Source organism: Enterobacter sp. fkY84-1 (assembly GCF_052974705.1).
In genome coordinates this window covers 672,214-696,001 of sequence record NZ_CP169393.1, presented here as the reverse complement: position 1 = coordinate 696,001, position 23,788 = coordinate 672,214, and the positions used below count along the sequence as shown (strand labels likewise).

Here is a 23,788-nt window from a genome sequence, read left to right as displayed (position 1 = left end):
AAAAGACATGATTTTGTCGTCACGATAAAGTAACGGGTAAAAAAAAGGCCAGCACAGGAGGTGCTGGCCTTCATCAGAAAAGGGACTATTCGACTTCGCGGGCGTCGATGCGCAGTTCTTTCGGCACTTCGAAAACAATGTTCTCTTCACGTCCTTCCAGCGGCACCGCTTCGCCGCCGCCCAGCTCCTGCAGACGGGAAATGACGTTTTGTACCAGAATATCCGGCGCGGACGCCCCGGCCGTCACGCCAACGCAGGCCGCGTCTTTAACCCACGCTTCCTGAATATCCGTGGCATCGTCGATCAGGAACGCCGCTTTGCCCATTCGCTGTGCCAGTTCAGCCAGACGGTTGGAGTTAGACGAGTTTTTGGAGCCGACCACCAGCACCACGTCCGCCTGTTCAGCCAGCGCGCGCACCGCTTCCTGACGATTGGTGGTGGCGTAGCAGATGTCATCCTTGCGCGGCCCGACGATTTTCGGGAAGCGCTGACGCAGGGCGTCAATCACGTCAGAGGTATCGTCGACGGAGAGCGTGGTCTGGGTCATAAACGACAGACGCGCTTCGTTTTTCACGTTCAGCGTTAACACATCTTCAGGCGACTCAACCAGATACATACCCCCTTCCGGGTTGCTGTACTGGCCCATGGTGCCTTCGACTTCCGGATGCCCGGCATGGCCAATCAGAATCGACTCTTCACCACGACGGCTGGCGCGCGCCACTTCCATATGCACCTTGGTCACCAATGGGCAGGTGGCATCGAAGACGGTCAGATCGCGACTTTTCGCTTCGTTACGGACCGCCTGAGAGACGCCGTGCGCGGAGAAAATCAGGATCGCACCGTCAGGCACTTCGCTGATCTGCTCGATAAAGATGGCACCGCGATCGCGCAGGCTGTCGACCACGTAGCGGTTATGCACCACTTCGTGACGCACATAAATCGGCGCGCCGTAAATCTCCAGCGCGTTTTCAACAATGCTGATAGCGCGGTCTACACCGGCGCAAAAGCCGCGCGGGTTAGCCAACAGGATCTGCATCTCAGGCCTCCAGTGCCGGATCGATCTCCAGCACTTCAATATCAAAATGGACAGTGCGCCCGGCAAGCGGATGGTTGAAGTCAACGGTAATCGAGTCGCCGTTGATTTCGCGGATCACGCCAGGCATTTCGCTGCCGTCCATAGCGGTAAAGAGCATAATTGCCCCGATCTCCGGTTCACCCGCGTCCATAAACTCACGACGGGAGAAATACTGGATCAGATCCGGGCTTGGCACGCCAAACGCGGCATCCGGCTCCAGCGAAAAGGCTTTTTTCTCCCCCTCTTTCAGACCGAGAAGCTGCTGCTCAAGACCTTCAGACAGGGAGGTATCGCCAAGACGAAACAGGGCCGGTTTGCCGTTGTTGCGGGTGGATTCGGCCGTGGAGCCGTCATCCAGCTTCAGCGTAAAGTGAACGAGAACCGCGCTGTTGCTCTGTACGGATTTAGACATACACAATGCTCTTTAATGTTGTCTCGCCTGTGTGCCGGGTGGCGCTGCGCTTACCCGGCCTACAAGTGTCGGCATATTCGGTAGGCGGGTAAGCGTAGCGCAACCCGGCATTGATGCTTACGCCTGCTCTTTCGCGGCCGGTTTAGGCAAGAAGCCTTCCAGCACGATTAACGCCGCACCGATGCAAATGGCGCTATCGGCGAGGTTAAAGGTCGCGAAGTGCCAGTCGCCGACGTAGAAGTCGATCATATCGACCACAAAGCCGTGCCACAGGCGATCAAACAGGTTGCCCAGCGCGCCGCCAATGATCAGCGCGTAGGCGATGTTATTCAGCTTTTGCGTTGCCTTCGAGCGGTACATCAGCACCGCCAGGATCACGCAGATACCGAGAGCGATACCCGCAAAGAACCAGCGCTGCCAGCCACCGCTGTCGGCAAGGAAACTGAACGCCGCACCGTAGTTGCGCGCGTAGTGCAGGTTAAGCGACGGGAACAGCGGCACCGTCTCCCCCAGAGCAAAGTTCTGGAGGATCAGGAACTTGCTGCCCAGATCGATAATCAGCACCACCACAACCAGCCACAGCCAGCGCAGTCCTGTTGAACAGAGAGTTTTACTCATCAGGCAAACTTACGTTTTTCGCCGTCACCGGCGACGTTGCTTACACAGCGTCCGCAGATGTCTGCGTGTTCCGCCACCTGACCGACATCGGTGGTGTAATGCCAGCAACGCGGGCATTTCTCACCGTCGGCTTTGCTCAGCGCGACTTTCAGTCCTTTGAGCAGTTCGCTCTGCTGAGCATCAGCAGACGCGTCAGCATAATCCGCAACTTTCGCACCGGAGGTCAACAGGACAAATCGTAATTCATCGCCCAGCGCCGTCAGCTTCGCCGCCAGCTCTGGCTCCGCGTACAGGGTTACTGCCGCTTCCAGAGAGCCGCCGACTTTCTTATCAGCACGCGCCTGCTCGATAACCTTGTTCACTTCGCCACGCACTTTCAGCAGCTCGTCCCAGAAGGCATCGTTCATTGCTTCGGTGCTGGAGAGATCGAACAGACCTTCGTACCACTCGCCGGTGAAGACATACTTCTCACGGTCGCCCGGCAGATAACCCCAGATTTCATCCGCGGTGAAGGACATGATCGGCGCCATCCAGCGTACCAGCGCTTCTGCGATATGGAACAGCGCGGTCTGGCAGCTACGACGCGCCACGCTGTCCGCTTTCGCGGTGTACTGACGGTCTTTGATGATGTCGAGGTAGAACGAGCCCATCTCGATGGAGCAGAAGCGCATCAGGCGCTGCACCACTTCGTGGAAGTCATAAGACTCGTAGGCCTTCAGGATATCTTCCTGCGCCGCTTTCGCGCAGCCTACCGCCCAGCGGTCCAGCACGACCATCTCTTCCGGTTTCACCATGTCTTTTGCCGGATCAAACCCGTTCAGGTTCGCCAGCAGGAAGCGCGCGGTGTTACGGATACGACGATAGCTGTCGGCAGCGCGTTTCAGGATCTCGTCAGACACCGCCATTTCGCCGGTGTAGTCGGTCGACGCCACCCACAGACGCAGAATGTCTGCGCCCAGCTTGTTCATCACGTCCTGCGGAGAAACGGTATTACCGATAGATTTAGACATCTTACGGCCCTGACCATCCACGGTGAAGCCGTGAGTCAGTACCTGACGGTAAGGCGCTTTACCCTTCATGGCGGTGGAGATCATCAGAGATGACATGAACCAGCCGCGGTGTTGGTCAGACCCTTCCAGATACATATCGGCAGCGTGACCGGCAAACTCCGGACGCACGTCAACCACGGAGGAGTGGGTAGACCCGGAATCGAACCATACGTCCAGGGTATCCGGCACTTTCTCGTAGTTGTCAGCATCAGCGCCCAGGATGTCACGGGCGTCGAGATCCCACCACGCCTGGATGCCGTCAACTTCGACGCGCTTCGCCACTTCTTCCATCAGTTCCAGGGTGTTCGGGTGCAGCTCATGCGTCTCTTTATGCACGAACAGCGACATCGGCACGCCCCAGGTACGCTGACGGGAGATACACCAGTCAGGACGGTTAGCCACCATGGATTCGATACGCGCCTGACCCCAGTCCGGGATCCACTGCACGCCTTTGATCTCTTTCAGAGACTGCTCGCGCAGGCCCTTCTGATCCATGCTGACGAACCACTGCGGGGTCGCACGGAAGATGATTGGCGTCTTATGACGCCAGCAGCACGGATAGCTGTGCTGCATTTTTTCAACGTGCAGCAGCGCGCCGCTGGTGCGCAGCATGTCGACAATAATGTCGTTCGCTTTGAAGACGTTGATACCGTCCAGCGCCGGGTAGGTGCCAGGCAGGTAGGAACCGTCCGGCCCCACCGGGTTAGCGATTTCCAGACCGTACTTCAGGCTGATGTTGTAGTCGTCAGGACCGTGGCCACCGGCGGTATGTACCGCACCGGTACCCGCGTCCAGAGTTACGTGGTCGCCCAGGATCGCCGGAACGTCGAAGTCCAGGAACGGGTGTTTGAAGCGCATCAGCTCAAGCGCGTCGCCTTTTACTGTGCCCAGCACGGTGTAATCGGCGATGTTCGCGCGCTTCAGCACGCTTTCAACCAGATCTTTCGCCAGGATAACCGCCTGGCCGTCAATCTGCACCAGCGCGTATTCGAATTCACCGGACAGGGAGATCGCGCGGTTGGCTGGCAGGGTCCACGGGGTGGTGGTCCAGATCACCAGCGAGATCGGGCCGTTAACGGACGACACGCCAAATTTGGCTTTCACCGCATCCTGATCGACGGCATGGAAGGCTACGTCGATAGATGGAGAGGTTTTGTCGTAATACTCCACTTCCGCTTCTGCCAGCGCAGAACGGCAGTCCACGCACCAGTGCACCGGCTTCGCGCCTTTGTGCAGGTGGCCGTTACCGATAATTTTGCCCAGCGCACGGATGATGTTGGCTTCGGTTTTGAAGTCCATGGTCAGGTACGGATGCGACCAGTCGCCCAGTACGCCCAGACGAATGAAGTCAGCGCGCTGACCGTCAACCTGGGTGGCTGCGTATTCGCGGCACTTCGCACGGAACTCGGCGGCGGTGAATTTCTCACCAGGCTTGCCAAATTCCTGCTCAACTTTCAGCTCGATTGGCAGGCCGTGGCAGTCCCAGCCCGGAACGTAAGGCGAGTCATATCCCGCGAGTCCTTTGGACTTCACGATAATGTCTTTCAGAATCTTATTTACAGAGTGACCAATATGAATGCTGCCATTCGCATAGGGAGGGCCATCATGCAGAATGAAGGTTTTTTTGCCTTTTTTGGCTGCACGAATGATGCCGTACAGGTCATCATCGGTCCAACGCGCCAGCATTCCCGGTTCACGCTTGGCGAGATCGCCGCGCATCGGGAACCCTGTTTCCGGCAAATTCAGGGTTGATTTATAGTCACTCATCAGATTCTCGGTTCCGTATTTATCACGTAGGCAGTTAAGCCGGGTTCAAAGCCCAAAAAACTCGCGGGCTGTTAATTCATCTCGCGCAATTTGCGCTTTGAGTTCATCCAGCGAACCAAATCGCTGCTCGTTGCGTATTTTTTTACGCAGTATTACATCTATATGGCGCCCATACAGGTCCATTACAACGTCCAGCAGGTGCACTTCTAACTGTTGACGCACACCGGCGACGGTCGGACGCGTGCCAATGTTGGCGACGCCGTAAAACGGCTTTTCGCCCAGTCCTGCCACTTCCACCGCATAGACCCCTTTAACCGGGGAAACCTGACGACGCAGCGGTATATTCGCCGTCGGGAAACCTATCGTGCGGCCCAGCGCATCGCCATGGACCACGCGACCAGAGATGGTGAACGGATGTCCCAGCAGGTTTTCTGCCGTATCCAGTTCATCGTTGGCCAGCGCCTGCCGCACTGCCGTGCTGCTAACGCGCACGCCGCCTTCACAGAAGGTCATCGCGCTGGTGACGTCAAAACCGTACTCCAGACCAGCCTTCTGTAATAGCAAGAAATCACCCTGACGACCAGCGCCAAAGCGGAAATCATCGCCCACGGCAAGAAACTGCACGCCAAGACGCTTCACCAGCAGGTCGCTGACGAAATTTTGTGCTGTCAGCGCGGCAAAGCGGCGATCGAAACGTACGCACAATACATAGTCCACGCCGGACTCAGCCAGATAGCGCAACTTCTCGCGCAGGCGTGTAAGACGGGCGGGAGATTTATCGCCCGCGAACAGCTCCAGCGGCTGCGGTTCGAAAATCATCACTACTACGGGCAGGCCGCGAGCCTCCCCTTCTTTACGCAATCCCTGCAACAGCGCCTGATGACCACGATGCACGCCGTCGAAATTACCAATGGTCAGCACGCACCCGTGCGGGGCTCTGCTGAGATTATGTATGCCGCGTATCAGCTTCATGTCTGGCTCAAAACAGTGAAAATCGCCAAAGTATACCTTGTACAGCGGTTAAGGTTAACCGGCGATTGTTCGTGCAAAACAGAAAGCCGTAATGATTTCATCAGGCTGACCTTTCGCAGCGGAAAAATCTGCTCGCGAACTGCGATTTTTATGCCGAAAAGCTGTATTCACGGACAACAAGCTGGTAGAATCCTGCGCCATCACTACGTAACGTAGCGTCGCCACATTAACGGCGCTTATTTGCACAAATCCATTGACAAAAGAAGGTATAGAGGGCATATTCCTCGGCCTTTGAATTGTCCACATAGATCATATTTGGGAGTTGGACCTTGGCTAATATCAAATCAGCTAAGAAACGTGCCGTACAGTCTGAGAAGGCTCGTAAGCACAACGCAAGCCGTCGCTCTATGATGCGTACCTTCATCAAGAAAGTATACGCAGCTATCGAAGCTGGCGACAAAGCTGCTGCGCAGAACGCATTTAACGAAATGCAACCAATCGTGGATCGTCAGGCTGCTAAAGGTCTGATCCACAAAAACAAAGCAGCGCGTCATAAAGCAAACCTGACCGCGCAGATCAACAAACTGGCTTAATCGCCGCTTGTTGTTGCTTGTTTTAAAAGAACCCGCTTAACGCGGGTTTTTTTATATCTTCAGATTGCCGGTGGCGTAAACAGCGCCGAGTAGTCACGGTTACAGATTCGCTGTACCGCCGGATGCTGAATCATCCTTTCAGCAAAGATGGCGTGATACTCCTCCATCACGTTATCCACTCTGCCTATCTCCGTAATCTTGTCGTCCGAATAGAGATCGTGCGCGTAGAGCGTCGGCGCAACGAAGATGGCGTTGTGGGCTTCACCAAAGGCTTTCATCAGCGCCGCATCGTCAAATTCGCCGAGGATTTCCACGTTCAGCCCCTGCGAGTTAAACCAGTTCAGGAGCTTGCGCCCCAGCATGGAACGTCTTCCCGGCACCAGCAGTCGACGCTCTTCCAGGCAGGCCGGGAAGGGTTTCTCCGGCGGCGGATTAATGCACCAGAAGCTCACGCCGCATTCCCCAATTTTCACCGAGAACAGCCCTTCCTGCTGCGTGGAGTCGATCGGACAATCCGAGATAATCATGTCCAGCTTGTGCTGGCTCAGCTGTTCCAGCAGCATCTCGTGAGTGGATTCAAAGCAGCGCAGGTGGATTTGCTCGTCTTCGACCACCGCCGCATCCAGCACGCCGCTCACCAGCCGTTTGGACAGCGCATCCGCCACGCCAACATCAAAGAGCAGGTTCGACTCTTTGCGGTAGTTGACGATATCCAGCATCTCCTGGCTAAGGGTAAACATTTTGTCCGCGTAGCGGAAAACCAACTCACCCAGCTCGCTGGGTTCAATCCCGCGCCCCTTACGCTTGAACAGCTTGCCCTGCAAACGTTCTTCCAGCGCCTTGATTTGCCCGGTGATGGTTTGCGGCGTCAGGTAGAGCGCCTCTGCAGCCCCGACCACCGAGCCCTGTCTATAGACGTGCCAGAAGTAGTAAAGATGGTTGTAATTCAAATGAGACATCGCGTCTTCGCTCCTTGAGTGTGTTTCGGGAGAAGGATCGCCTCCTCCCGGTGTTCCGTTATGCCTGGACGGCCTGTCCGGACAATTTCACCTTCAACAAGGTATAACCAATTACGGCGGCCAGTAATGACCCGATGAGAATGCCGAGTTTCGCCCAGACGATCAGCTCAGGCGCATGCGCGCCAAACGCCAGCGTCGAGATAAAGATCGACATCGTAAACCCTATTCCACACAGCACGCCGACGGCCATAATCTGCTTAAACGTGGTGCCGTGCGGCAATGACGCCAGCTTCAGTTTCGTCGCCAGCCAGCAAAAGAGGCTAATACCCAGCGGCTTACCGATAAACAGACCGGCAATAATGCCCAGCGGCAGCACGGACGTCAGCCCGTCCAGCGTCACGCCGCCCAGCGAAACCCCGGCGTTGGCAAACGCAAACAGGGGCAGGATCATAAAGGCGACCCACGGGTGCAGCACATGCTCCAGCTGTTTGGCCGGCGACTTGCCGTCCTGCGGCTTAAGCGGTACGAAGAAGCCGACGATCACCCCAGCCAGCGTGGCGTGCACGCCGGATTTCAGCACCGCCGTCCACAGCACCATCCCCACGAGGATGTAGATACCGATGCGGCGCACATTAAAGATGTTCAGCAGCGCCAGCACCGCAATCGCTCCGGCAGCCACGCTCAGAGACAGGATCGACAGATCGCTGGTGTAGAACAGCGCGATAATCACAATGGCGCCAAGATCATCGATGATCGCCAGCGCCATCAGGAAGATTTTCAGCGCAACCGGCACGCGGCTTCCCAGCAAGGCCAGCACCCCGAGCGCAAAGGCGATATCCGTCGCGGCCGGGATCGCCCAGCCGTGACGTGCAACCGGATCCTGCCAGGTGAACGCCAGGAAGAGCAGCGCCGGCACCACCATCCCACCGAGCGCGGCAATAACCGGGAACGCCGCGCGCTGGCGGCTGGCAAGCGAGCCCAGAACCAGCTCACGCTTAACTTCAAGCCCCACCAGCAGGAAGAACACCGCCATCAGCGCATCGTTGATCCACAGCAGCATGTTCTTGTTAATTTCCAGCGCCCCGACCTTCAGCTCAACGGGCGTTTCCAGAAATGCATGATAGAGATCCCGCGTGATGCCAAGATTAGCCAGCACCATCGCGGCCGCTGCGGCAATAATCAGGAGCACGCCACCGGACGCCTCACTGCTAAAGAAACGGTGTAGTAATTTCATTTAAGTTCTCTCTTTTACAACAATACCTCGATAAAACCATAATACCAAGCCAAATAGCTCGGCAAAAACAGATTAATATTGAGTATAGATTCACTTTTACCGAGCAATAACCGTAAATAAAAAAAGCCCGGAATCGCTTCCGGGCTTTTTGAAGATGAAAACCAGCTAACGGATTAGCGGGTCAAATCATCGAAGAATTTTTTGACGCCATCGAAGAAGCTTTTGGAACGCGGGCTGTTTTTCTCACCCGTCGGACCACCAAAGCTTTCCTGCAACTCTTTCAGCAGCTGTTTCTGCTTATCGTTCAGGCCAACCGGCGTTTCCACGACGACGCGGCACAGCAGGTCGCCCTGCGCACCACCGCGAACGGATTTAACGCCTTTCCCGCGCATGCGGAACAGCTTACCGGTCTGGGTCTCGCCCGGGATCTTCAGATTGACGCGACCATCCAGCGTCGGCACTTCGATTTCGCCGCCGAGAGCCGCCATCGCGAAGTTGATCGGCACTTCACAGTACAGGTTGTTCCCTTCGCGCTCGAAGATAGCGTGCTGTTTCACCTGCACCTGAACGTACAGATCGCCTGCCGGTGCGCCGTGTTCGCCAGCTTCACCCTCACCCGCCAGACGGATGCGGTCGCCCGTATCCACGCCAGCCGGGATTTTAACGGACAGGGTCTTGGTTTTCTCAACGCGACCGTGGCCGTGGCATTTGGTGCACGGATCTTTAATCAGCGTACCGCGACCGTGACAGTGCGGACAGGCCTGCTGTACCGCGAAGAAGCCCTGACGCATCTGGACCTGACCGGAGCCGTGACAGGTTGGACAGGTCTGAGGCTGGGTACCCGCTTTCGCGCCGCTGCCGTGGCAGACGTCACACTCTTCCAGCGTCGGAATACGGATCTCTTTGGTAACACCGCGAACGGCCTCTTCCAGCGTCAGATCCATGTTGTAGCGCAGATCCGCGCCGCGCGCCGCGCGCTGACGACCACGCCCACCGCCGAAGATGTCGCCGAAGACATCGCCAAAGATATCGCTGAAGTCGGCACCGCCGCCAAAGCCGCCGCCACCGAATCCACCGCCGCCCATGCCGCCCTGTTCAAAGGCTGCGTGACCGTACTGGTCATAGGCCGCACGTTTTTGTGCATCGGTCAGGACTTCGTAGGCTTCTTTGATCTCTTTAAATTTGGCTTCAGCCTCTTTGTCACCCTGATTACGGTCCGGGTGGAATTTCATGGCCAGGCGCTTATACGCCTTTTTGATTTCACGCTCTTCCGCAGTTTTCGGAACGCCTAAAATCTCGTAATAGTCTTGCTTTGCCATTGGTTTTTTTAAGCCCCTTAACATGCGAGCACGGGCGTGGAGAGTTCTCCTACGCCCGTGCCGATTAATTACCCTGCATCAGGGCGATTATTTTTTATCTTTAACTTCTTCGAACTCAGCGTCGACAACGTCGTCGTCTTTCGCATTGTTCGCCGAAGCGTCAGCGCCCGCCTGCTGTTGAGCGTGCTGCTGCTGAGCGATTTCCATCAGCTTCTGAGAAGCCTGTGCCAGTTCCTGCATCTTCGCTTCGATGTCCGCTTTATCTTCACCTTTCAGTGAGGATTCCAGCGCACTCAGTGCAGCTTCGATAGCAGTCTTGTCTTCCGCTGGCAGTTTATCGCCTGCTTCTTCAACCTGCTTACGGGTGCTGTGCAGCAGATGGTCACCCTGGTTGCGGGTCTGAACCAGCTCTTCGAACTTACGGTCGGATTCCGCGTTAGCTTCGGCATCGCGAACCATTTTTTCGATTTCCGCTTCGTTCAGACCAGAAGATGCCTTGATGGTGATCTTCTGCTCTTTACCGCTGTTTTTGTCTTTCGCAGACACGTGCAGGATACCGTCAGCATCGATGTCGAAGGTGACTTCGATCTGTGGCATGCCGCGCGGTGCCGGGTTAATACCGTCCAGGTTGAACTGACCCAGAGATTTGTTATCCGCCGCACGCTTACGCTCACCCTGCAGCACATGGATGGTTACCGCAGACTGGTTGTCTTCAGCGGTAGAGAACACCTGGCTGTGCTTGGTTGGGATGGTGGTGTTTTTGTTGATGAGCGCAGTCATCACACCGCCCATGGTTTCGATACCCAGAGACAGCGGGGTAACGTCCAGCAGCAGTACGTCTTTCACTTCACCGGTCAGTACGCCACCCTGAACCGCAGCACCGATAGCCACTGCTTCGTCCGGGTTAACGTCTTTACGTGGCTCTTTACCAAAGAACTCAGCCACTTTCTTCTGCACCATTGGCATACGGGTCTGGCCACCAACGAGGATAACGTCGTTGATATCAGACACGGACAGGCCAGCGTCCTGCAGAGCAACTTTCAGCGGCTCGATAGAACGGTTCACCAGGTCTTCTACCAGGCTTTCCAGTTTCGCACGGGTCACTTTGATGTTCATGTGTTTAGGACCGGTCGCGTCTGCAGTGATGTACGGCAGGTTCACGTCGGTCTGCTGAGCGGAAGACAGTTCGATCTTCGCTTTCTCAGCGGCTTCTTTCAGGCGCTGCATAGCCAGCGGGTCGTTACGCAGGTCAATGCCCTGATCTTTCTTGAACTCGTCAACGAGGTAGTTGATCAGACGGGTATCGAAGTCTTCACCACCCAGGTGGGTATCACCGTTGGTTGCGAGAACTTCGAAGGTTTTTTCGCCGTCAACTTCGTCGATTTCGATAATAGAGATATCGAAGGTACCACCACCCAGGTCGTAAACCGCGATAGTACGGTTGCCGACTTCTTTATCCAGACCGTAAGCCAGAGCAGCCGCGGTTGGTTCGTTGATGATACGTTTTACTTCCAGACCTGCGATACGGCCAGCATCTTTGGTTGCCTGACGCTGAGCATCGTTGAAGTATGCAGGAACGGTGATAACAGCTTCAGTTACCGGCTCACCCAGGTAATCTTCCGCGGTTTTCTTCATTTTTTTCAGCACTTCAGCAGAAATCTGCGGTGGTGCCGTTTTGGTGCCTTTCACATCAAGCCATGCATCGCCGTTATCTGCCGCGATGATTTTGTAAGGCATGATGGAAACGTCACGCTGAACTTCTTCGTCCTGGAAGCGGCGACCGATCAGGCGTTTAATCGCAAACAGAGTGTTTTGCGGGTTTGTCACTGCCTGACGTTTAGCCGGCTGACCAACCAGAGTTTCACCGTCCTGGGTATAAGCAATGATAGAAGGCGTGGTGCGATCGCCCTCGGCGTTCTCCAGCACGCGTGCAGTAGTGCCATCCATAATCGCTACACAAGAGTTGGTAGTACCCAGGTCGATACCAATAATTTTACCCATCTAAACGTCTCCACTAAAAATTCAGTCAACATGTGGTTGTGTACCTGTAATAAGGGCAGAACGTGCTTTTTCAACTGCCCAGATTTGATTTTTTTCAGGTCCACACACTGCGGTTGACTACAAGATGGGGTCGCGACGGCATCCATCAAGGGGCAAGCATAAAAAAAATTTTAATTTCACCCTGATGAGATCATAGACGCCATCGATTGCGCCCATTATGATGCCGCGCCCCGTCAGGGAGAACTGACGCGGGTTTAACCATTTCACCATATTAATGATGATTTTTTTGAGGACTTATGGGCAACACTAAGTTGGCTAATCCGGCTCCGCTGGGCCTGATGGGTTTTGGCATGACCACTATTCTGCTGAACCTGCACAATATCGGGATGTTCCCGATGGATGGCATCATCCTGGCGATGGGCATTTTTTATGGCGGTATCGCGCAAATCTTTGCGGGCCTGCTGGAATATAAGAAAGGCAATACCTTCGGCTTAACCGCCTTCACCTCTTACGGTTCTTTCTGGCTGACCCTGGTCGCCATTCTGCTGCTGCCTAAAATGGGCATGGCAGACGCGGCAAACGCCCACTTCCTGGGCGTCTACCTGGGCCTGTGGGGCGTCTTCACCCTGTTCATGTTCTTCGGTACCCTGAAAGGCAACCGCATGCTGCAGTTCGTCTTCCTGAGCCTGACCGTGCTGTTTGCCCTGCTGGCAATCGGTCACCTGGTGGATAACGAAGGCATCGTTCACGTTGCCGGCTGGATTGGTCTGGTTTGCGGCGCAAGCGCTATCTACCTGGCAATGGGTGAAGTGCTGAACGAGCAGTTTGACCGCACCGTGCTACCGATTGGTGAAAAACACTGATCCCTCTGTCGTGTCCGCCTCGCGGGCACGACATCCCCCCGCCTGACGAAGCCAAAATCCCAATACCAGCCCCATCACCGACAGCGCCAGCACGTACCAGGCCGGAGCCATGGGAGAGACGCCCATCAGGACCGTCACCGCAATCGGCGTTAGCCCACCGAAAATGGCATACGACACGTTGTAGGAAAATGAGATCCCGGTGAAGCGTACCTCCGGCGGGAACGCGCGGACCATCACGTACGGTACCGCCCCGACAACGCCCACGCACAGCCCTACAGTGCCGTACAGCAGGAACAGCTGTTCAGGATGGCTGCCTGCCAGATGGTAAAACGCCCAGCTTGAGGCGGCCAGTAACAGGCTGCCGACAATAAAGGTAACGCTGGCCCCGAAACGATCTGCCGCCAGCCCGGCGGCCAGACAGCCAAAGCAGAGCATGATTGTCGCGATACTGTTTGCCTGTAGCGTCAGGGCTGGGGCGAAACCGTACTGCTTTTGCAGCCACACCGGAGACATCAATATCACCACCACAATCCCGGCCGAGAGTAGCCAGGTGAGCAGCATCGACACCACCACCGCCTTTTTATGACGTACCACAACCGCCTTCACCGGCAGCTCCTGCGCCAGCGCTTTACGCTGCTGCATTTCGAGGAAAATCGGTGTCTCCTGCAGCCAGCGGCGCAGGTACATCGCCACCAGGCCAAACGCCCCGCCCAGCAGGAACGGAATACGCCAGCCCCAGTCGTGTACGGCCTGCTGCGTCATGCTGGTATTCACAATGGTGGCGACCACCGAGCCGAGCAGGATCCCGATGGTCAGCCCCGCGGTTAAGGTTCCACAGGCGATACCAATGCGGCGCGCCGGAACATGCTCTGCGACAAACACCCACGCGCCCGGCACTTCACCGCCAATCGCCGCGCCCTGAAGCACGCGCATCAGCAACAGCAGCAACGGCGCGAGAATGCCCATCGAGGCATAGGTGGGCAGCAGACCAATGGCCAGCGTGGGGACCGCCATCAGCAGGATGCTGAGGGTAAACATCTTTTTACGCCCGACCAGATCGCCAAAGTGGGCCATGATAATGCCGCCCAGCGGACGCGCCAGATACCCGGCAGCAAAAATGCCGAAGGTTTGCACCTGACGCAGCCACTCCGGTATATCTGCCGGGAAGAAGAGCTCCCCCACTACGGCAGCGAAGAAGACGAAGATAATGAAGTCGTAAAACTCCAGCGCACCGCCTAAGGCCGCGAGCGTGAGGGTTTTGTAGTCCTGTCGATTCAGAGGTCGGGCGTTATGTGACATAGCGAACCATTATGCGTGTATTGTGGATTTATTTTTACAGAAATCGTAAAGAAAAAATTACTATACCGTAAAACCGTTACCACGCTATCGCCGCTTCAGCTTATGTCACATATTGATTAATTTCAGGAGATTGTTTCGCGACGCGCGTTTTTAGGACGAAAAGCTGCTACCACTTTCTCATCGGTTTCGACATACGGGCCGTCAAGCAGCTGTATACAATACGGTACACTTGCAAAGATGCCGTGAACGATGACGCTGCCGTCTTCCGCTTTTAGCCCTTCCAGCGTCTCTTTGATCGACTTCGGCTGGCCCGGCAGGTTCAGAATCAACGCCTGCTTGCGGATCACCCCTACCTGGCGGGAAAGAATGGCTGTCGGGACAAAGTGTAGACTGATCTGGCGCATCTGTTCGCCGAAGCCCGGCATTTCACGATCGGCAATCGCCAACGTCGCGTCCGGCGTCACATCACGGCGCGCGGGCCCGGTTCCGCCGGTGGTTAACACCAGGTGACAGCTCATCTCATCCACCAGCTCACACAGGGTCTGCTCGATAATCGGCTGTTCGTCGGGAATCAAGCGAGTCTGGATCTCAAACGGGGTAGTCAGTGCACTGGCCAGCCACGCTTCCAGAGCGGGGATGCCTTTATCCTGGTAAACACCGCTGGAGGCGCGGTCAGAAATCGACACTAAGCCGATGCGTAAGGTATTCATATCCATTCCATTCAAAGAGTACTGATTAAAGGGAATGATACACGCAGAGAGGAAATTCAGACAGGGTACGAAAGCAGTCGCGTGACCGGGAGCCCGGTCACGCGGAATGATTACAGCAGGTCGCCGATCATTTTTTCCAGTTTTTCCTGGTCAACAGCAAACTTACGGATACCGTCCGCCAGCTTGTCTACCGCCATTGGATCCTGGTTGTGCTGCCACAGGAACTCGGATTCAGTGATGCGCTCTGGGCGTGCTTTCACTTCACCGGTGTAAGACAGTTTACGCTCCAGGGTGCCTTCGCTTTCTGCCAGCTCTTTCAGCAGCGCTGGCGCGATGGTCAGGCGGTCACAGCCAGCCAGCTCGATGATTTCACCGACGTTACGGAAGCTTGCGCCCATAACCACAGTCTCATAGCCATGCTGTTTGTAGTATTCGTAGATTTCAGTCACAGAAATCACGCCTGGATCTTCAGCCGGTGCGTACTCTTTCTTATCGGTGTTGGCTTTGTACCAGTCCAGAATACGGCCCACGAACGGAGAAATCAGGTATACGCCAGCTTCTGCACATGCACGCGCCTGCGCGAAGGAGAACAGCAGGGTCAGGTTACAGTTGATACCCTCTTTTTCCAGCTGCTCTGCCGCGCGGATACCCTGCCAGGTAGAAGCCAGTTTGATCAGGATACGATCGTTGCTGATGCCCGCATCGTTGTACAGTTTGATCAGACGTTTTGCTTTCGCGATAGACGCTTCGGTGTCGTAGGAGAGACGTGCGTCTACTTCGGTAGAGATACGGCCCGGAACCAGTTTCAGGATCTCGAGACCGATGTTCACGGCAAGTTTATCAGTAGCGTCCACAACCTGCTGCGCGCGGTCGTTGCTCTGCGCTTTCGCCCAGGTCACAGCCTCGTCAATCAGTTTGCGATACTCAGGGATCTGTGCGGCGTTAAGGATCAGAGAAGGGTTAGTTGTGGCATCCTGCGGCTGGTACAGCTTCATTGCCGCGATATCTCCGGTGTCAGCTACGACAGTGGTGAACTGACGAAGGGAGGTCAATTTATCCGTCATGATAGTGTTTCTCTTTTAACGTGCCCTGGATAATTCACGCTACCGACAGCATGCCTGCAGCGGAAAAATGACAGGTTTACTTGTTAGGGGGATGTAACCGGTCTGCCCTGATGATAACACGACGGAGGGGTAGCGCAACCGCAGACAGTGCGCTTAGGCAGAGTATGATAAACTCAGAATATTAACAGGCTGCTAAGCAACAGCATGCCCAATCAGTGGTAGCGCTTACATATTCACGTTGGCATCAACAAGAGGGACGTTAATGCCTGATTTCTTTTTCTTTATTAACGAAGTCCTCTGGGGTTCGATAATGATTTACCTGCTTCTGGGAGCAGGTATTTGGTTTACGCTACGCAGTGGGTTTATCCAGTTTCGCTATATTCGCAAGTTTGGCAGAAGTCTGAAAAACAGCGTCACGCCCCAGCCGGGCGGATTAACGTCGTTTCAGGCGCTCTGTACCAGCCTTGCGGCACGCCTGGGCAGCGGGAATCTGGCGGGGGTAGCACTGGCCATCAGCGCCGGTGGGCCAGGCGCGGTCTTCTGGATGTGGATGACGGCACTTCTCGGTATGGCCACCTCCTTTGCCGAAAGTTCGCTTGCGCAACTCTACAAAGAGAAAGATAAGCGCGGCCAGTTTCGCGGTGGTCCAGCCTGGTACATGGCGCGTGGCCTGGGGATGCGCTGGATGGGCGTCCTGTTCTCGCTTTTTTTACTGCTCGCGTACGGTCTTATTTTTAATACCGTCCAGGCGAACTCGGTCGCCCATGCCATGCGCTATGCCTTCTCCTGCCCCGAGTGGCTCGCGGGTCTCGCTTTAGCTTCGATCGTTCTGCTTACCATTTCATTCGGTCTCAAGGGTATCGCTCGCCTGATGCAATGGCTGGTGCCCATTATGGCGCTGCTCTGGGTTGCCGCGAGCCTGTTCGTCGCCGCACTGCATCTCGACCAGGTGCCGGGCGTGCTTGCCACCATCGTCAAAAGCGCCTTTGGCTGGCGCGAAGTGGCATCCGGCGCGCTGGGCTACACCTTCAGCCAGGCGCTGATGGCGGGTTTTCAGCGGGGCATGTTCTCCAATGAAGCCGGTATGGGGTCAACCCCCAATGCGGCAGCCGCCGCCTCTTCATGGCCGCCACACCCGGCCGCACAAGGCATTGTGCAGATGATTGGCGTCTTTACCGATACCATTATTATCTGTTCCGCCAGCGCCATGATTTTGCTGCTGGCAGGCCCCGTCCCCCACGCGTCGGGAACCGTCGGGATACAGCTTCTCCAGCAGGCGCTGGTGACCCTGACCGGCGGCTGGGGAGCCGGATTTGTCTCTCTCATCCTGATCTTGTTTGCCTTCAGCTCGATTGTGGTGAATTACCTCTACGCCGAAAATAACCTTATTTTCCTGAAACTCGACTCCCGCGCCGCGATCGGAACCCTGCGTCTGGGGGTTATCCTGATGGTGGTAGCAGGCTCCCTGCTCAGTATGCCGCTGGTCTGGCAACTGGCCGATATCATTATGGCGCTGATGGCAATCACTAACCTCACGGCGATCCTGCTGCTCTCGCCCGTGGTGACCCTGATTGCCAGAGACTATCTGCGTCAGCGCAAACTCGGCGTTCCGCCGGTATTTGATCCCGCCCGCTATCCCGATATCAAGGCGCAGCTTGCCCCCGGCACGTGGGATGATTTGCCGCGGCAATAACAGCTATCGATCAATTCAGGGCGATTTTTTGCTAAAGTCGCTCTAAATTTCCTGCAAGGACTGGATATGCTGATTCTGATTTCACCTGCAAAAACGCTCAACTACCAGAGCCCGCTCGCCACCGAGCGCTATACCCAGCCTGAACTGCTGGACTATTCGCAACAGCTGATCCGCGAAGCGCGTAAGCTCTCAGCGCCGCAAATCGCCTCGCTGATGAGCATCAGCGACAAGCTGGCCGATTTGAACGCGACCCGCTTTCACGAGTGGCACCCGGATTTCACCCCGGCTAACGCTCGCCAGGCGATTCTGGCGTTTAAAGGTGATGTGTACACCGGCCTGCAGGCGGAAGATTTTAGCGAAGCCGATTTCGATTTTGCCCAGCAGCATCTGCGCATGCTGTCGGGCCTGTACGGCGTACTGCGCCCGCTGGATCTGATGCAGCCTTATCGTCTGGAGATGGGGATTCGTCTGGAGAATGCCAAAGGCAAAGACCTGTACCATTTCTGGGGCGATATCATTACCGATAAGCTGAATGCGGCGCTGCGCGCGCAGGGCGATAACGTGGTAATTAACCTGGCGTCCGATGAATACTACAAGTCGGTGAAGCCGAAAAAGCTGGATGCCGACATCATCAAGCCGGTGTTCCTCGACGAGAAGAACGGCAAGTTCAAAGTGATCAGCTTCTACGCCAAGAAAGCGCGCGGTCTGATGAGCCGCTACATCATTCAGAACCGCCTGACGAAGCCGGAGCAGCTAACCGCCTTCAACAGCGAAGGCTATTTCTTTGACGAAGAAGCGTCGGGGAAAGGCGAGCTGGTGTTTAAGCGCCACGAGCAGTAAAAACAAACCCCGCCGGCTGGCGGGGTTTTGCATTAGTGGTGTTTCCAGTCCGGACCCGGACGGCGATCGTCATGATGGTGGTCACGCTCGCGATGCTCATCGTGAGGACGCCAGCGGTTATCGCGCCAGTCATAATGCGCCTTCCACCAGTCATGGTCGCGCCAGCGGCCACCGTCCCAGTAGTGCCCGTTATTATCCCGGTCGCCAATCTGCAGTTTGACCGCAGGTACGAGGGTGATTTCGGATGCCTGAACCGCCATGGGAGCGACCAGCATCAGTGAAAGCGCAATCAGCGCAGGTTTCAGTTTTGACATCGGTGACTCCTTATTATCGTTGCCCAACGTGGGCCGTTGTAAGGAGATTACGCGAGGGGAACGGGGGATGTTATTCTCTGCAATCCTAAACGCTAAGTGACCGCATTTATTGGGAATTTCTGCTTTTTCCCTGCTATTTTTCTCCTTAATTTCTTCACAAAAAAAGCCGGGTGGCGCTTCGCTTACCCGGCCTACGGTTTGTTCGTCTTTGTTGGCCCGGTAAGGCGAAGCCGCCACCGGGCAACACAATCACGCACGCGTCATCATCAGTTGTAGGTCGGGTAAGGCGTAGCCGCACCCGACAAAAATCACGCGCGGGTCATCATCAGCTTACGCAGCGCCGCAAAGTCCGCCGGCAGCTCATGGGACAGCAGCGGCAGGTCGGCACGCTCGGCCAGTTCTTTCGGCAGCGGCAGCGTTTCGCCCAGGATCGCCTCCACGCTCTCTTTGAACTTCGCCGGATGTGCGGTCCCCAGGAACAGGCCGTATTCACCTGGGTTAATCTGGTCGCGCAGCGCGCGGTAAGCAATCGCCGCGTGCGGTTCAGAGGTATACCCCACCGCCTTCAGCTCGCGCATGGTGGATTTGGTGGTTTCATCCGTCACCGCAGCATAGCCCAGGTCGCCCAGACGCCAGATCTTACGGCGGAACAGCTCTTCCACCCGCGGCCAGTTGTTCGGCTGAGACACATCCATCGCATTGGAGAGCGTCGCCTGCGTGGCGTTCGGCGCCCACTTACCGTCTTTCAGGAAGCGCGGCACGGTGTCGTTAGCGTTGGTGGCGGCGATAAAGCGTTTCACCGGCAGACCCAGGGATTTCGCCAGCAGGCCAGCCGTCAGGTCACCGAAGTTACCGCTCGGCACGGAGATCACCAGCTGATTGCGCGCTTCCTGCGGCAGCTGCGCCACCGCTTCGAAGTAGTAGCAGATCTGCGCCAGCAGACGGCTGATGTTGATGGAGTTGGCGGAGTTCAGACCCAGCGCCACCTTCAGCTCTTCGTCGTCGAAGGCCTGCTTGACCAGCGCCTGGCAGGCATCGAAATCGCCGTCAATTGCCACGGTTTCAATGTTGCCGCCGAGGGTGCAGAACAGTTTCTCCTGCAGCGGGCTGATTTTACCTTTCGGATAGAGGATCACCACGCGGACGTTTTTCAGGCCGTAGAACGCGTGGGCGACCGCCGCGCCGGTATCCCCGGAGGTCGCGGTCAGGATGGTCACCGGCTTGTCGCCACTGATGTGGGTCAGCATCTGCGCCATAAAGCGGCCGCCGAAGTCTTTGAACGCCAGCGTCGGACCGTGGAACAGCTCCAGGCAGCCAACATCAGGCTCAACCTGCTGAACCGGCGCCGGGAACGCGAATGCCGCGCGTACGCGCTCTTCCAGCAGCTCCTGCGGAATTTCATCGCCGATAAACGCGGACAAAATTTTGGTGCTGCGGGTGACAAAATCCTGCTTCAGCAGGTCATCAATCTCGGTCAGCTGGAATTCCGGCAGGTCATGCGGGAAAAACAGCCCCTGATTTTTGCCCAGTCCCTGAGTCACCGCCTGCGCGAAGCTGACCTGCTCGTTATGATCTTTAAGGTTGTAGAGTTTCATTAATTATCCCAGTACTCGTGCGCCAGCCGTGTCCAGACGGCAAATATGAACAAAGCCTTCCTGATTTTGCAGGTAGTGTTTAGAGAGCCAGTCCGCCACGCGCTGCGCAGTGTCAGGCTTGTCGCACAGGGCGAACAGCGTCGGGCCGGAGCCGGAGATGCCGCACGCCTGCGCGCCGATATCCATGGACGCCTGTCGCGCCTCGTTAAAGCCGGGCAGCAGCTTCGTGCGGTACGGCTCGGCAATGACGTCCTTCATCAGTTTGGCCGCCAGCTGCGGCTGACGGGTGTAGCAGGCGTGGATAAAGCCCGCCAGATGACGCCCGTGGGCGATACAGTCCTGACGGCGATACTGCGCGGGCAGGATCGCACGCGCTTCCGCGGTTGATACCTTGATACCCGGATAGGCCAGCACCCACAGCCACTCATCAAACCCTGGCACCTGCTGGCTGATGATGCCATTTTCTTCGATCATCAGCTGCATGCCGCCGAGGAAGCACGGCGCCACGTTGTCATAGTGAATGCTGCCGGAGATACGCCCTTCCAGCTCGCCCATTAAACCCAGCAGGCGGTTGTTGTTCAGCGGCTTGCCGCAGTGCTCGTTCATCGCCACCAGCGCGGCGACCACCGAGCAGGCGCTGGAACCCAGCCCGGAGCCAATCGGCATACTTTTTTCCAGCGTCATGGCGACCGGCACGTTTTTACCGATCTCCTGACAGAAACGCTCCCAGCACTGATAGACGATATTCTCGCGTGGCTCAGACGGCAGTTTGCTGGCGAAGCGGCCCACGTTATTCAGGCTGAAGCTGTCTGCCGCTTCCACCGTCACCGTATCGCCCAGCAGCGAACCGTCTACCGGCGTCACCGCCGCACCCAGCACGTCAAATCCGACGCTCATATTCGCGCTGGAAGCCGGGGCATAAACTTTGACCATGTTAAACTCCTAACTTCCATGACAGGGTACGCAGCAGATCGGCAAAGACACCCGCCGCCGTAACATCGTTCCCTGCGCCATAGCCGCGAAGCACCAACGGCAGTGGCTGATAATAGTGGCTGTAAAACGCGAGGGCGTTTTCGCCGTTTTTGACTTTGTACAGCGGGTCGTTGCCATCCACTTCGGCAATCTTCACCCGGCACACGCCATCTTCTTCAATGTTGCCAACATAGCGCAATACCTTACCTTCATCACGGGCTTTCGCCACGCGGGCGGCAAACGCGTCGTCAAGCTGCGGCAGCCTGGCCATAAAGGCGCTGACGTCACCGCTGCTGTCAAATTCTGCCGGCAGGACCGGCTCAATCACAATATCGGAAAGCTCAAGCTCACGGCCCGTTTCGCGCGCGAGGATCAGCAGCTTGCGCGCCACGTCCATACCGGAAAGGTCGTCACGCGGATCCGGCTCGGTATAGCCCAGCTCGCGCGCGGCGCGGGTGGCCTCCGAGAGGCTCATCCCCTCATCCAGCTTGCCGAAGATAAACGACAGCGATCCGGAGAGAATGCCGGAGAAACGCTGCAGCTCATCGCCCGCGTTAAGCAGGTTCTGCAGGTTCTCTATAACCGGCAGGCCTGCCCCCACGTTGGTGTCGTAGAGGAACTTGCGGCGCGACTTGCTCGCTGCCAGACGCAGCTGGTGATAGTAATCCATCGACGAGGTGTTGGCCTTTTTGTTCGGCGTCACCACGTGGAAACCTTCGCGCAGGAAGTCCGCGTACTGGTCGGCCACCGCCTGGTTCGAGGTACAGTCGACGATGACCGGGTTAAGCAGATGATACTCTTTTACCAGACGGATCAGGCGACCCAGGTTGAACGGCTCTTTTGCCTCATTCATCTCGGCCTGCCAGTTTTCCAGGTTCAGGCCGTGGACGTTGGTCAGCAGCGCTCTGGAATTCGCGATCCCGCAGACGCGCAGATCGATGTGTTTCTTCTTAAGCCATTCCTGCTGACGCTTCACCTGCTCCAGCAGCGCGCCGCCGACGCCGCCCACGCCAATCAGGAACAGCTCGATAACCTGATCGGTGTTGAACAGCATCTGGTGAACCACACGAACGCCGGTGGTGGCATCGTCGTTATCCACAACAACAGAAATTGAACGCTCTGACGAGCCCTGGGCAATCGCCACGATATTGATATTGGCGCGCGCCAGCGCGGCAAAGAATTTGGCGGAGATACCGCGCAGGGTGCGCATACCGTCGCCCACCACGGAGATGATCGCCAGACGCTCCTGAATCGCGAGCGGCTCCAGCAATTCTTCTTTCAGCTCCAGATAGAACTCTTCCTCCAGCGCGCGGCGGGCGCGAAGGCAGTCAGCCTGCGGCACGCAAAAGCTGATGCTGTACTCGGAGGATGACTGGGTGATCAGCACCACCGAAATACCGTTGCGGGACATGGCCGCAAACACGCGTGCCGCCATGCCGACCATCCCTTTCATCCCCGGACCCGAGACGCTGAACATCGCCATGTTGTTCAGGTTGGAGATGCCTTTCACCGGCAGTCCGTCCTCATCGGTACTCGCGCCAATCAGCGTACCCGGCGCCTGCGGGTTACCGGTGTTTTTAATCAGGCAAGGGATCTGGAACTGGGCAATCGGGGAGATGGTACGCGGGTGAAGTACTTTGGCGCCGAAGTAGGAAAGCTCCATCGCTTCCTGGTACGACATCGACTTCAGCAGCCTGGCGTCCGGTACCTGGCGCGGATCGCAGGTATACACGCCGTCAACATCAGTCCAGATCTCACAACAGTCCGCGCGTAAACAGGCGGCCAGCACGGCGGCGGAGTAGTCGGAACCGTTACGGCCCAGCACCACCAGCTCGCCCTTCTCGTTACCGGCGGTGAAGCCTGCCATCAGGATCATGTGGTCAGCGGGAATTTTGCTGGCGGCGATACGGCGGGTTGATTCGGCAATATCAACGGTGGATTCGAGGTAGTGGCCCACCGCCAGCAGTTTTTCAACGGGATCGATCACGGTCACGCTATGGCCGCGCGCTTCCAGCACGCCGGCCATGATGGCGATAGAGAGTTTTTCACCGCGACAAATCAGCGCTGCATTGATGCTGTCCGGGCATTGGCCGAGAAGGCTGATGCCGTGCAGGACATGTTTAATTTGCGCGAATTCTTGTTCAACAAAAGACTTCAGCTGCGCATGCGGGAAGCCAGGCAGCGCTTCTGCCAGGCCTTGCAGTAAGTCAGCGAAGATACGCTCTGCGTCGCTGATGTTCGGAAGTGCATCCTGGCCACCGATGGTTTTTTCAATCATCGCCACCAGATGGTTCGTGATTTTTGCCGGGGCAGAGAGCACGGTCGCAACCTGCCCCTGCCTGGCGTTGCTTTCCAGGATATCGGCAACACGCAGAAAACGTTCTGCATTTGCCACTGATGTACCGCCGAACTTCAACACTCGCATGGTTCTACCTCGTT

General features: G+C 56.6%; 20 protein-coding genes and 1 pseudogene. 4 read left to right on the top strand and 17 right to left on the bottom strand.

Translation table 11 applies throughout. From position 1 onward, the window contains the following. Positions 1–85 precede the first annotated feature (85 nt). The 6 genes and pseudogenes from ispH to ACEPLT_RS03290 form a co-directional block, all read right to left on the bottom strand. Positions 86–1,036, bottom strand: coding sequence for a 4-hydroxy-3-methylbut-2-enyl diphosphate reductase (gene ispH / locus ACEPLT_RS03315; RefSeq protein ID WP_023293312.1), 951 nt, complete (start codon positions 1,034–1,036; stop codon positions 86–88). Between the two features lies 1 nt (position 1,037). Next, positions 1,038–1,487, bottom strand: coding sequence for an FKBP-type peptidyl-prolyl cis-trans isomerase (gene fkpB, locus ACEPLT_RS03310; protein ID WP_023345412.1), 450 nt, complete (start codon positions 1,485–1,487; stop codon positions 1,038–1,040). Positions 1,488–1,604: 117 nt separating this feature from the next. Beyond that, positions 1,605–2,105 (bottom strand): signal peptidase II, encoded by a 501-nt coding sequence (gene lspA / locus ACEPLT_RS03305; RefSeq protein ID WP_008502034.1) that lies wholly within the window; start codon positions 2,103–2,105, stop codon positions 1,605–1,607. Further along, on the bottom strand, positions 2,105–4,921 hold the full coding sequence (gene ileS / locus ACEPLT_RS03300) for an isoleucine--tRNA ligase (RefSeq protein ID WP_025912149.1): 2,817 nt from the start codon (positions 4,919–4,921) through the stop codon (positions 2,105–2,107). Before ileS ends, lspA begins: the two co-directional genes overlap by 1 nt. Positions 4,922–4,966: 45 nt before the next feature. Beyond that, complete coding sequence (gene ribF / locus ACEPLT_RS03295; protein WP_023326674.1) at positions 4,967–5,893, bottom strand: bifunctional riboflavin kinase/FAD synthetase; 927 nt, start codon at positions 5,891–5,893, stop codon at positions 4,967–4,969. Positions 5,894–5,900: 7 nt separating this feature from the next. Continuing rightward, a pseudogene (locus ACEPLT_RS03290) lies at positions 5,901–6,107 on the bottom strand (DUF2575 domain-containing protein); the annotation flags it as partial. 115 nt (positions 6,108–6,222) lie between these two features. Between ACEPLT_RS03290 and rpsT the strand changes: the two are divergent. Continuing rightward, positions 6,223–6,486, top strand: coding sequence for a 30S ribosomal protein S20 (rpsT, locus tag ACEPLT_RS03285; protein WP_003856458.1), 264 nt, complete (start codon positions 6,223–6,225; stop codon positions 6,484–6,486). 59 nt (positions 6,487–6,545) lie between these two features. Here rpsT and nhaR read toward each other — a convergent pair whose 3' ends face one another. The 4 genes from nhaR to dnaK form a co-directional block, all read right to left on the bottom strand. Continuing rightward, on the bottom strand, positions 6,546–7,445 hold the full coding sequence (gene nhaR, locus ACEPLT_RS03280; protein WP_008502038.1) for a transcriptional activator NhaR: 900 nt from the start codon (positions 7,443–7,445) through the stop codon (positions 6,546–6,548). A 58-nt stretch (positions 7,446–7,503) separates the two neighbouring features. Beyond that, positions 7,504–8,679, bottom strand: coding sequence for a Na+/H+ antiporter NhaA (gene nhaA / locus ACEPLT_RS03275; protein WP_023326672.1), 1,176 nt, complete (start codon positions 8,677–8,679; stop codon positions 7,504–7,506). Between the two features lie 173 nt (positions 8,680–8,852). Beyond that, entirely contained in the window at positions 8,853–9,998 is a 1,146-nt protein-coding gene (dnaJ, locus tag ACEPLT_RS03270) for a molecular chaperone DnaJ (protein WP_008502040.1), read from the bottom strand. Positions 9,999–10,085: 87 nt separating this feature from the next. After that, positions 10,086–11,999: a molecular chaperone DnaK gene (dnaK, locus tag ACEPLT_RS03265; protein WP_008502041.1), complete on the bottom strand. Its 1,914-nt coding sequence runs from the start codon at positions 11,997–11,999 to the stop codon at positions 10,086–10,088. Between the two features lie 296 nt (positions 12,000–12,295). On the opposite strand from dnaK, the gene satP reads away from it, so the two are divergent. Then, positions 12,296–12,862 (top strand): acetate uptake transporter, encoded by a 567-nt coding sequence (satP, locus tag ACEPLT_RS03260; RefSeq protein WP_008502042.1) that lies wholly within the window; start codon positions 12,296–12,298, stop codon positions 12,860–12,862. Here satP and ACEPLT_RS03255 read toward each other — a convergent pair. The 3 genes from ACEPLT_RS03255 to tal form a co-directional block, all read right to left on the bottom strand. Further along, the gene (locus ACEPLT_RS03255; protein WP_232928488.1) at positions 12,839–14,161 is read right to left on the bottom strand and encodes an MFS transporter; all 1,323 of its coding nucleotides are present in this window, start codon (positions 14,159–14,161) and stop codon (positions 12,839–12,841) included. The two genes, satP and ACEPLT_RS03255, sit on opposite strands and share 24 nt — an antisense overlap. Positions 14,162–14,283: 122 nt before the next feature. Next, entirely contained in the window at positions 14,284–14,871 is a 588-nt protein-coding gene (mog, locus tag ACEPLT_RS03250; RefSeq protein WP_008502044.1) for a molybdopterin adenylyltransferase, read from the bottom strand. A gap of 110 nt (positions 14,872–14,981) precedes the next feature. Beyond that, positions 14,982–15,935, bottom strand: a complete 954-nt coding sequence (gene tal / locus ACEPLT_RS03245) for a transaldolase (RefSeq protein WP_008502045.1) — start codon at positions 15,933–15,935, stop codon at positions 14,982–14,984. 262 nt (positions 15,936–16,197) lie between these two features. On the opposite strand from tal, the gene ACEPLT_RS03240 reads away from it, so the two are divergent. Both ACEPLT_RS03240 and yaaA read left to right on the top strand, forming a co-directional pair. Next, positions 16,198–17,628 (top strand): alanine/glycine:cation symporter family protein, encoded by a 1,431-nt coding sequence (locus tag ACEPLT_RS03240; RefSeq protein ID WP_021240561.1) that lies wholly within the window; start codon positions 16,198–16,200, stop codon positions 17,626–17,628. Positions 17,629–17,694: 66 nt separating this feature from the next. After that, the gene (yaaA, locus tag ACEPLT_RS03235; protein ID WP_232928490.1) at positions 17,695–18,468 is read left to right on the top strand and encodes a peroxide stress protein YaaA; all 774 of its coding nucleotides are present in this window, start codon (positions 17,695–17,697) and stop codon (positions 18,466–18,468) included. Between the two features lie 32 nt (positions 18,469–18,500). On the opposite strand, the gene ACEPLT_RS03230 is transcribed toward yaaA, so the two are convergent. The 4 genes from ACEPLT_RS03230 to thrA form a co-directional block, all read right to left on the bottom strand. Next, positions 18,501–18,782: a DUF2502 domain-containing protein gene (locus tag ACEPLT_RS03230; RefSeq protein WP_008502049.1), complete on the bottom strand. Its 282-nt coding sequence runs from the start codon at positions 18,780–18,782 to the stop codon at positions 18,501–18,503. Between the two features lie 308 nt (positions 18,783–19,090). Beyond that, a complete protein-coding gene (gene thrC, locus ACEPLT_RS03225) occupies positions 19,091–20,377 on the bottom strand; it encodes a threonine synthase (RefSeq protein ID WP_232928492.1) in 1,287 nt (428 codons plus the stop codon). Positions 20,378–20,380: 3 nt separating this feature from the next. Beyond that, positions 20,381–21,310: a homoserine kinase gene (thrB, locus tag ACEPLT_RS03220; RefSeq protein ID WP_032660770.1), complete on the bottom strand. Its 930-nt coding sequence runs from the start codon at positions 21,308–21,310 to the stop codon at positions 20,381–20,383. Position 21,311: 1 nt separating this feature from the next. Further along, positions 21,312–23,774: a bifunctional aspartate kinase/homoserine dehydrogenase I gene (thrA, locus tag ACEPLT_RS03215; RefSeq protein WP_008502052.1), complete on the bottom strand. Its 2,463-nt coding sequence runs from the start codon at positions 23,772–23,774 to the stop codon at positions 21,312–21,314. Positions 23,775–23,788: the final 14 nt, after the last annotated feature.

Bases quoted from the DNA above. Each gene is read 5' to 3' on its own strand.
- ispH (WP_023293312.1), bottom strand. From the start codon at position 1,036: ATGCAGATCCTGTTGGCTAACCCGCGCGGCTTTTGCGCCGGTGTAGAC.
- fkpB (WP_023345412.1), bottom strand. From the start codon at position 1,487: ATGTCTAAATCCGTACAGAGCAACAGCGCGGTTCTCGTTCACTTTACG.
- lspA (WP_008502034.1), bottom strand. From the start codon at position 2,105: ATGAGTAAAACTCTCTGTTCAACAGGACTGCGCTGGCTGTGGCTGGTT.
- ileS (WP_025912149.1), bottom strand. From the start codon at position 4,921: ATGAGTGACTATAAATCAACCCTGAATTTGCCGGAAACAGGGTTCCCG.
- ribF (WP_023326674.1), bottom strand. From the start codon at position 5,893: ATGAAGCTGATACGCGGCATACATAATCTCAGCAGAGCCCCGCACGGG.
- nhaR (WP_008502038.1), bottom strand. From the start codon at position 7,445: ATGTCTCATTTGAATTACAACCATCTTTACTACTTCTGGCACGTCTAT.
- nhaA (WP_023326672.1), bottom strand. From the start codon at position 8,679: ATGAAATTACTACACCGTTTCTTTAGCAGTGAGGCGTCCGGTGGCGTG.
- dnaJ (WP_008502040.1), bottom strand. From the start codon at position 9,998: ATGGCAAAGCAAGACTATTACGAGATTTTAGGCGTTCCGAAAACTGCG.
- dnaK (WP_008502041.1), bottom strand. From the start codon at position 11,999: ATGGGTAAAATTATTGGTATCGACCTGGGTACTACCAACTCTTGTGTA.
- satP (WP_008502042.1), top strand. From the start codon at position 12,296: ATGGGCAACACTAAGTTGGCTAATCCGGCTCCGCTGGGCCTGATGGGT.
- ACEPLT_RS03255 (WP_232928488.1), bottom strand. From the start codon at position 14,161: ATGTCACATAACGCCCGACCTCTGAATCGACAGGACTACAAAACCCTC.
- mog (WP_008502044.1), bottom strand. From the start codon at position 14,871: ATGAATACCTTACGCATCGGCTTAGTGTCGATTTCTGACCGCGCCTCC.
- tal (WP_008502045.1), bottom strand. From the start codon at position 15,935: ATGACGGATAAATTGACCTCCCTTCGTCAGTTCACCACTGTCGTAGCT.
- ACEPLT_RS03240 (WP_021240561.1), top strand. From the start codon at position 16,198: ATGCCTGATTTCTTTTTCTTTATTAACGAAGTCCTCTGGGGTTCGATA.
- yaaA (WP_232928490.1), top strand. From the start codon at position 17,695: ATGCTGATTCTGATTTCACCTGCAAAAACGCTCAACTACCAGAGCCCG.
- ACEPLT_RS03230 (WP_008502049.1), bottom strand. From the start codon at position 18,782: ATGTCAAAACTGAAACCTGCGCTGATTGCGCTTTCACTGATGCTGGTC.
- thrC (WP_232928492.1), bottom strand. From the start codon at position 20,377: ATGAAACTCTACAACCTTAAAGATCATAACGAGCAGGTCAGCTTCGCG.
- thrB (WP_032660770.1), bottom strand. From the start codon at position 21,310: ATGGTCAAAGTTTATGCCCCGGCTTCCAGCGCGAATATGAGCGTCGGA.
- thrA (WP_008502052.1), bottom strand. From the start codon at position 23,774: ATGCGAGTGTTGAAGTTCGGCGGTACATCAGTGGCAAATGCAGAACGT.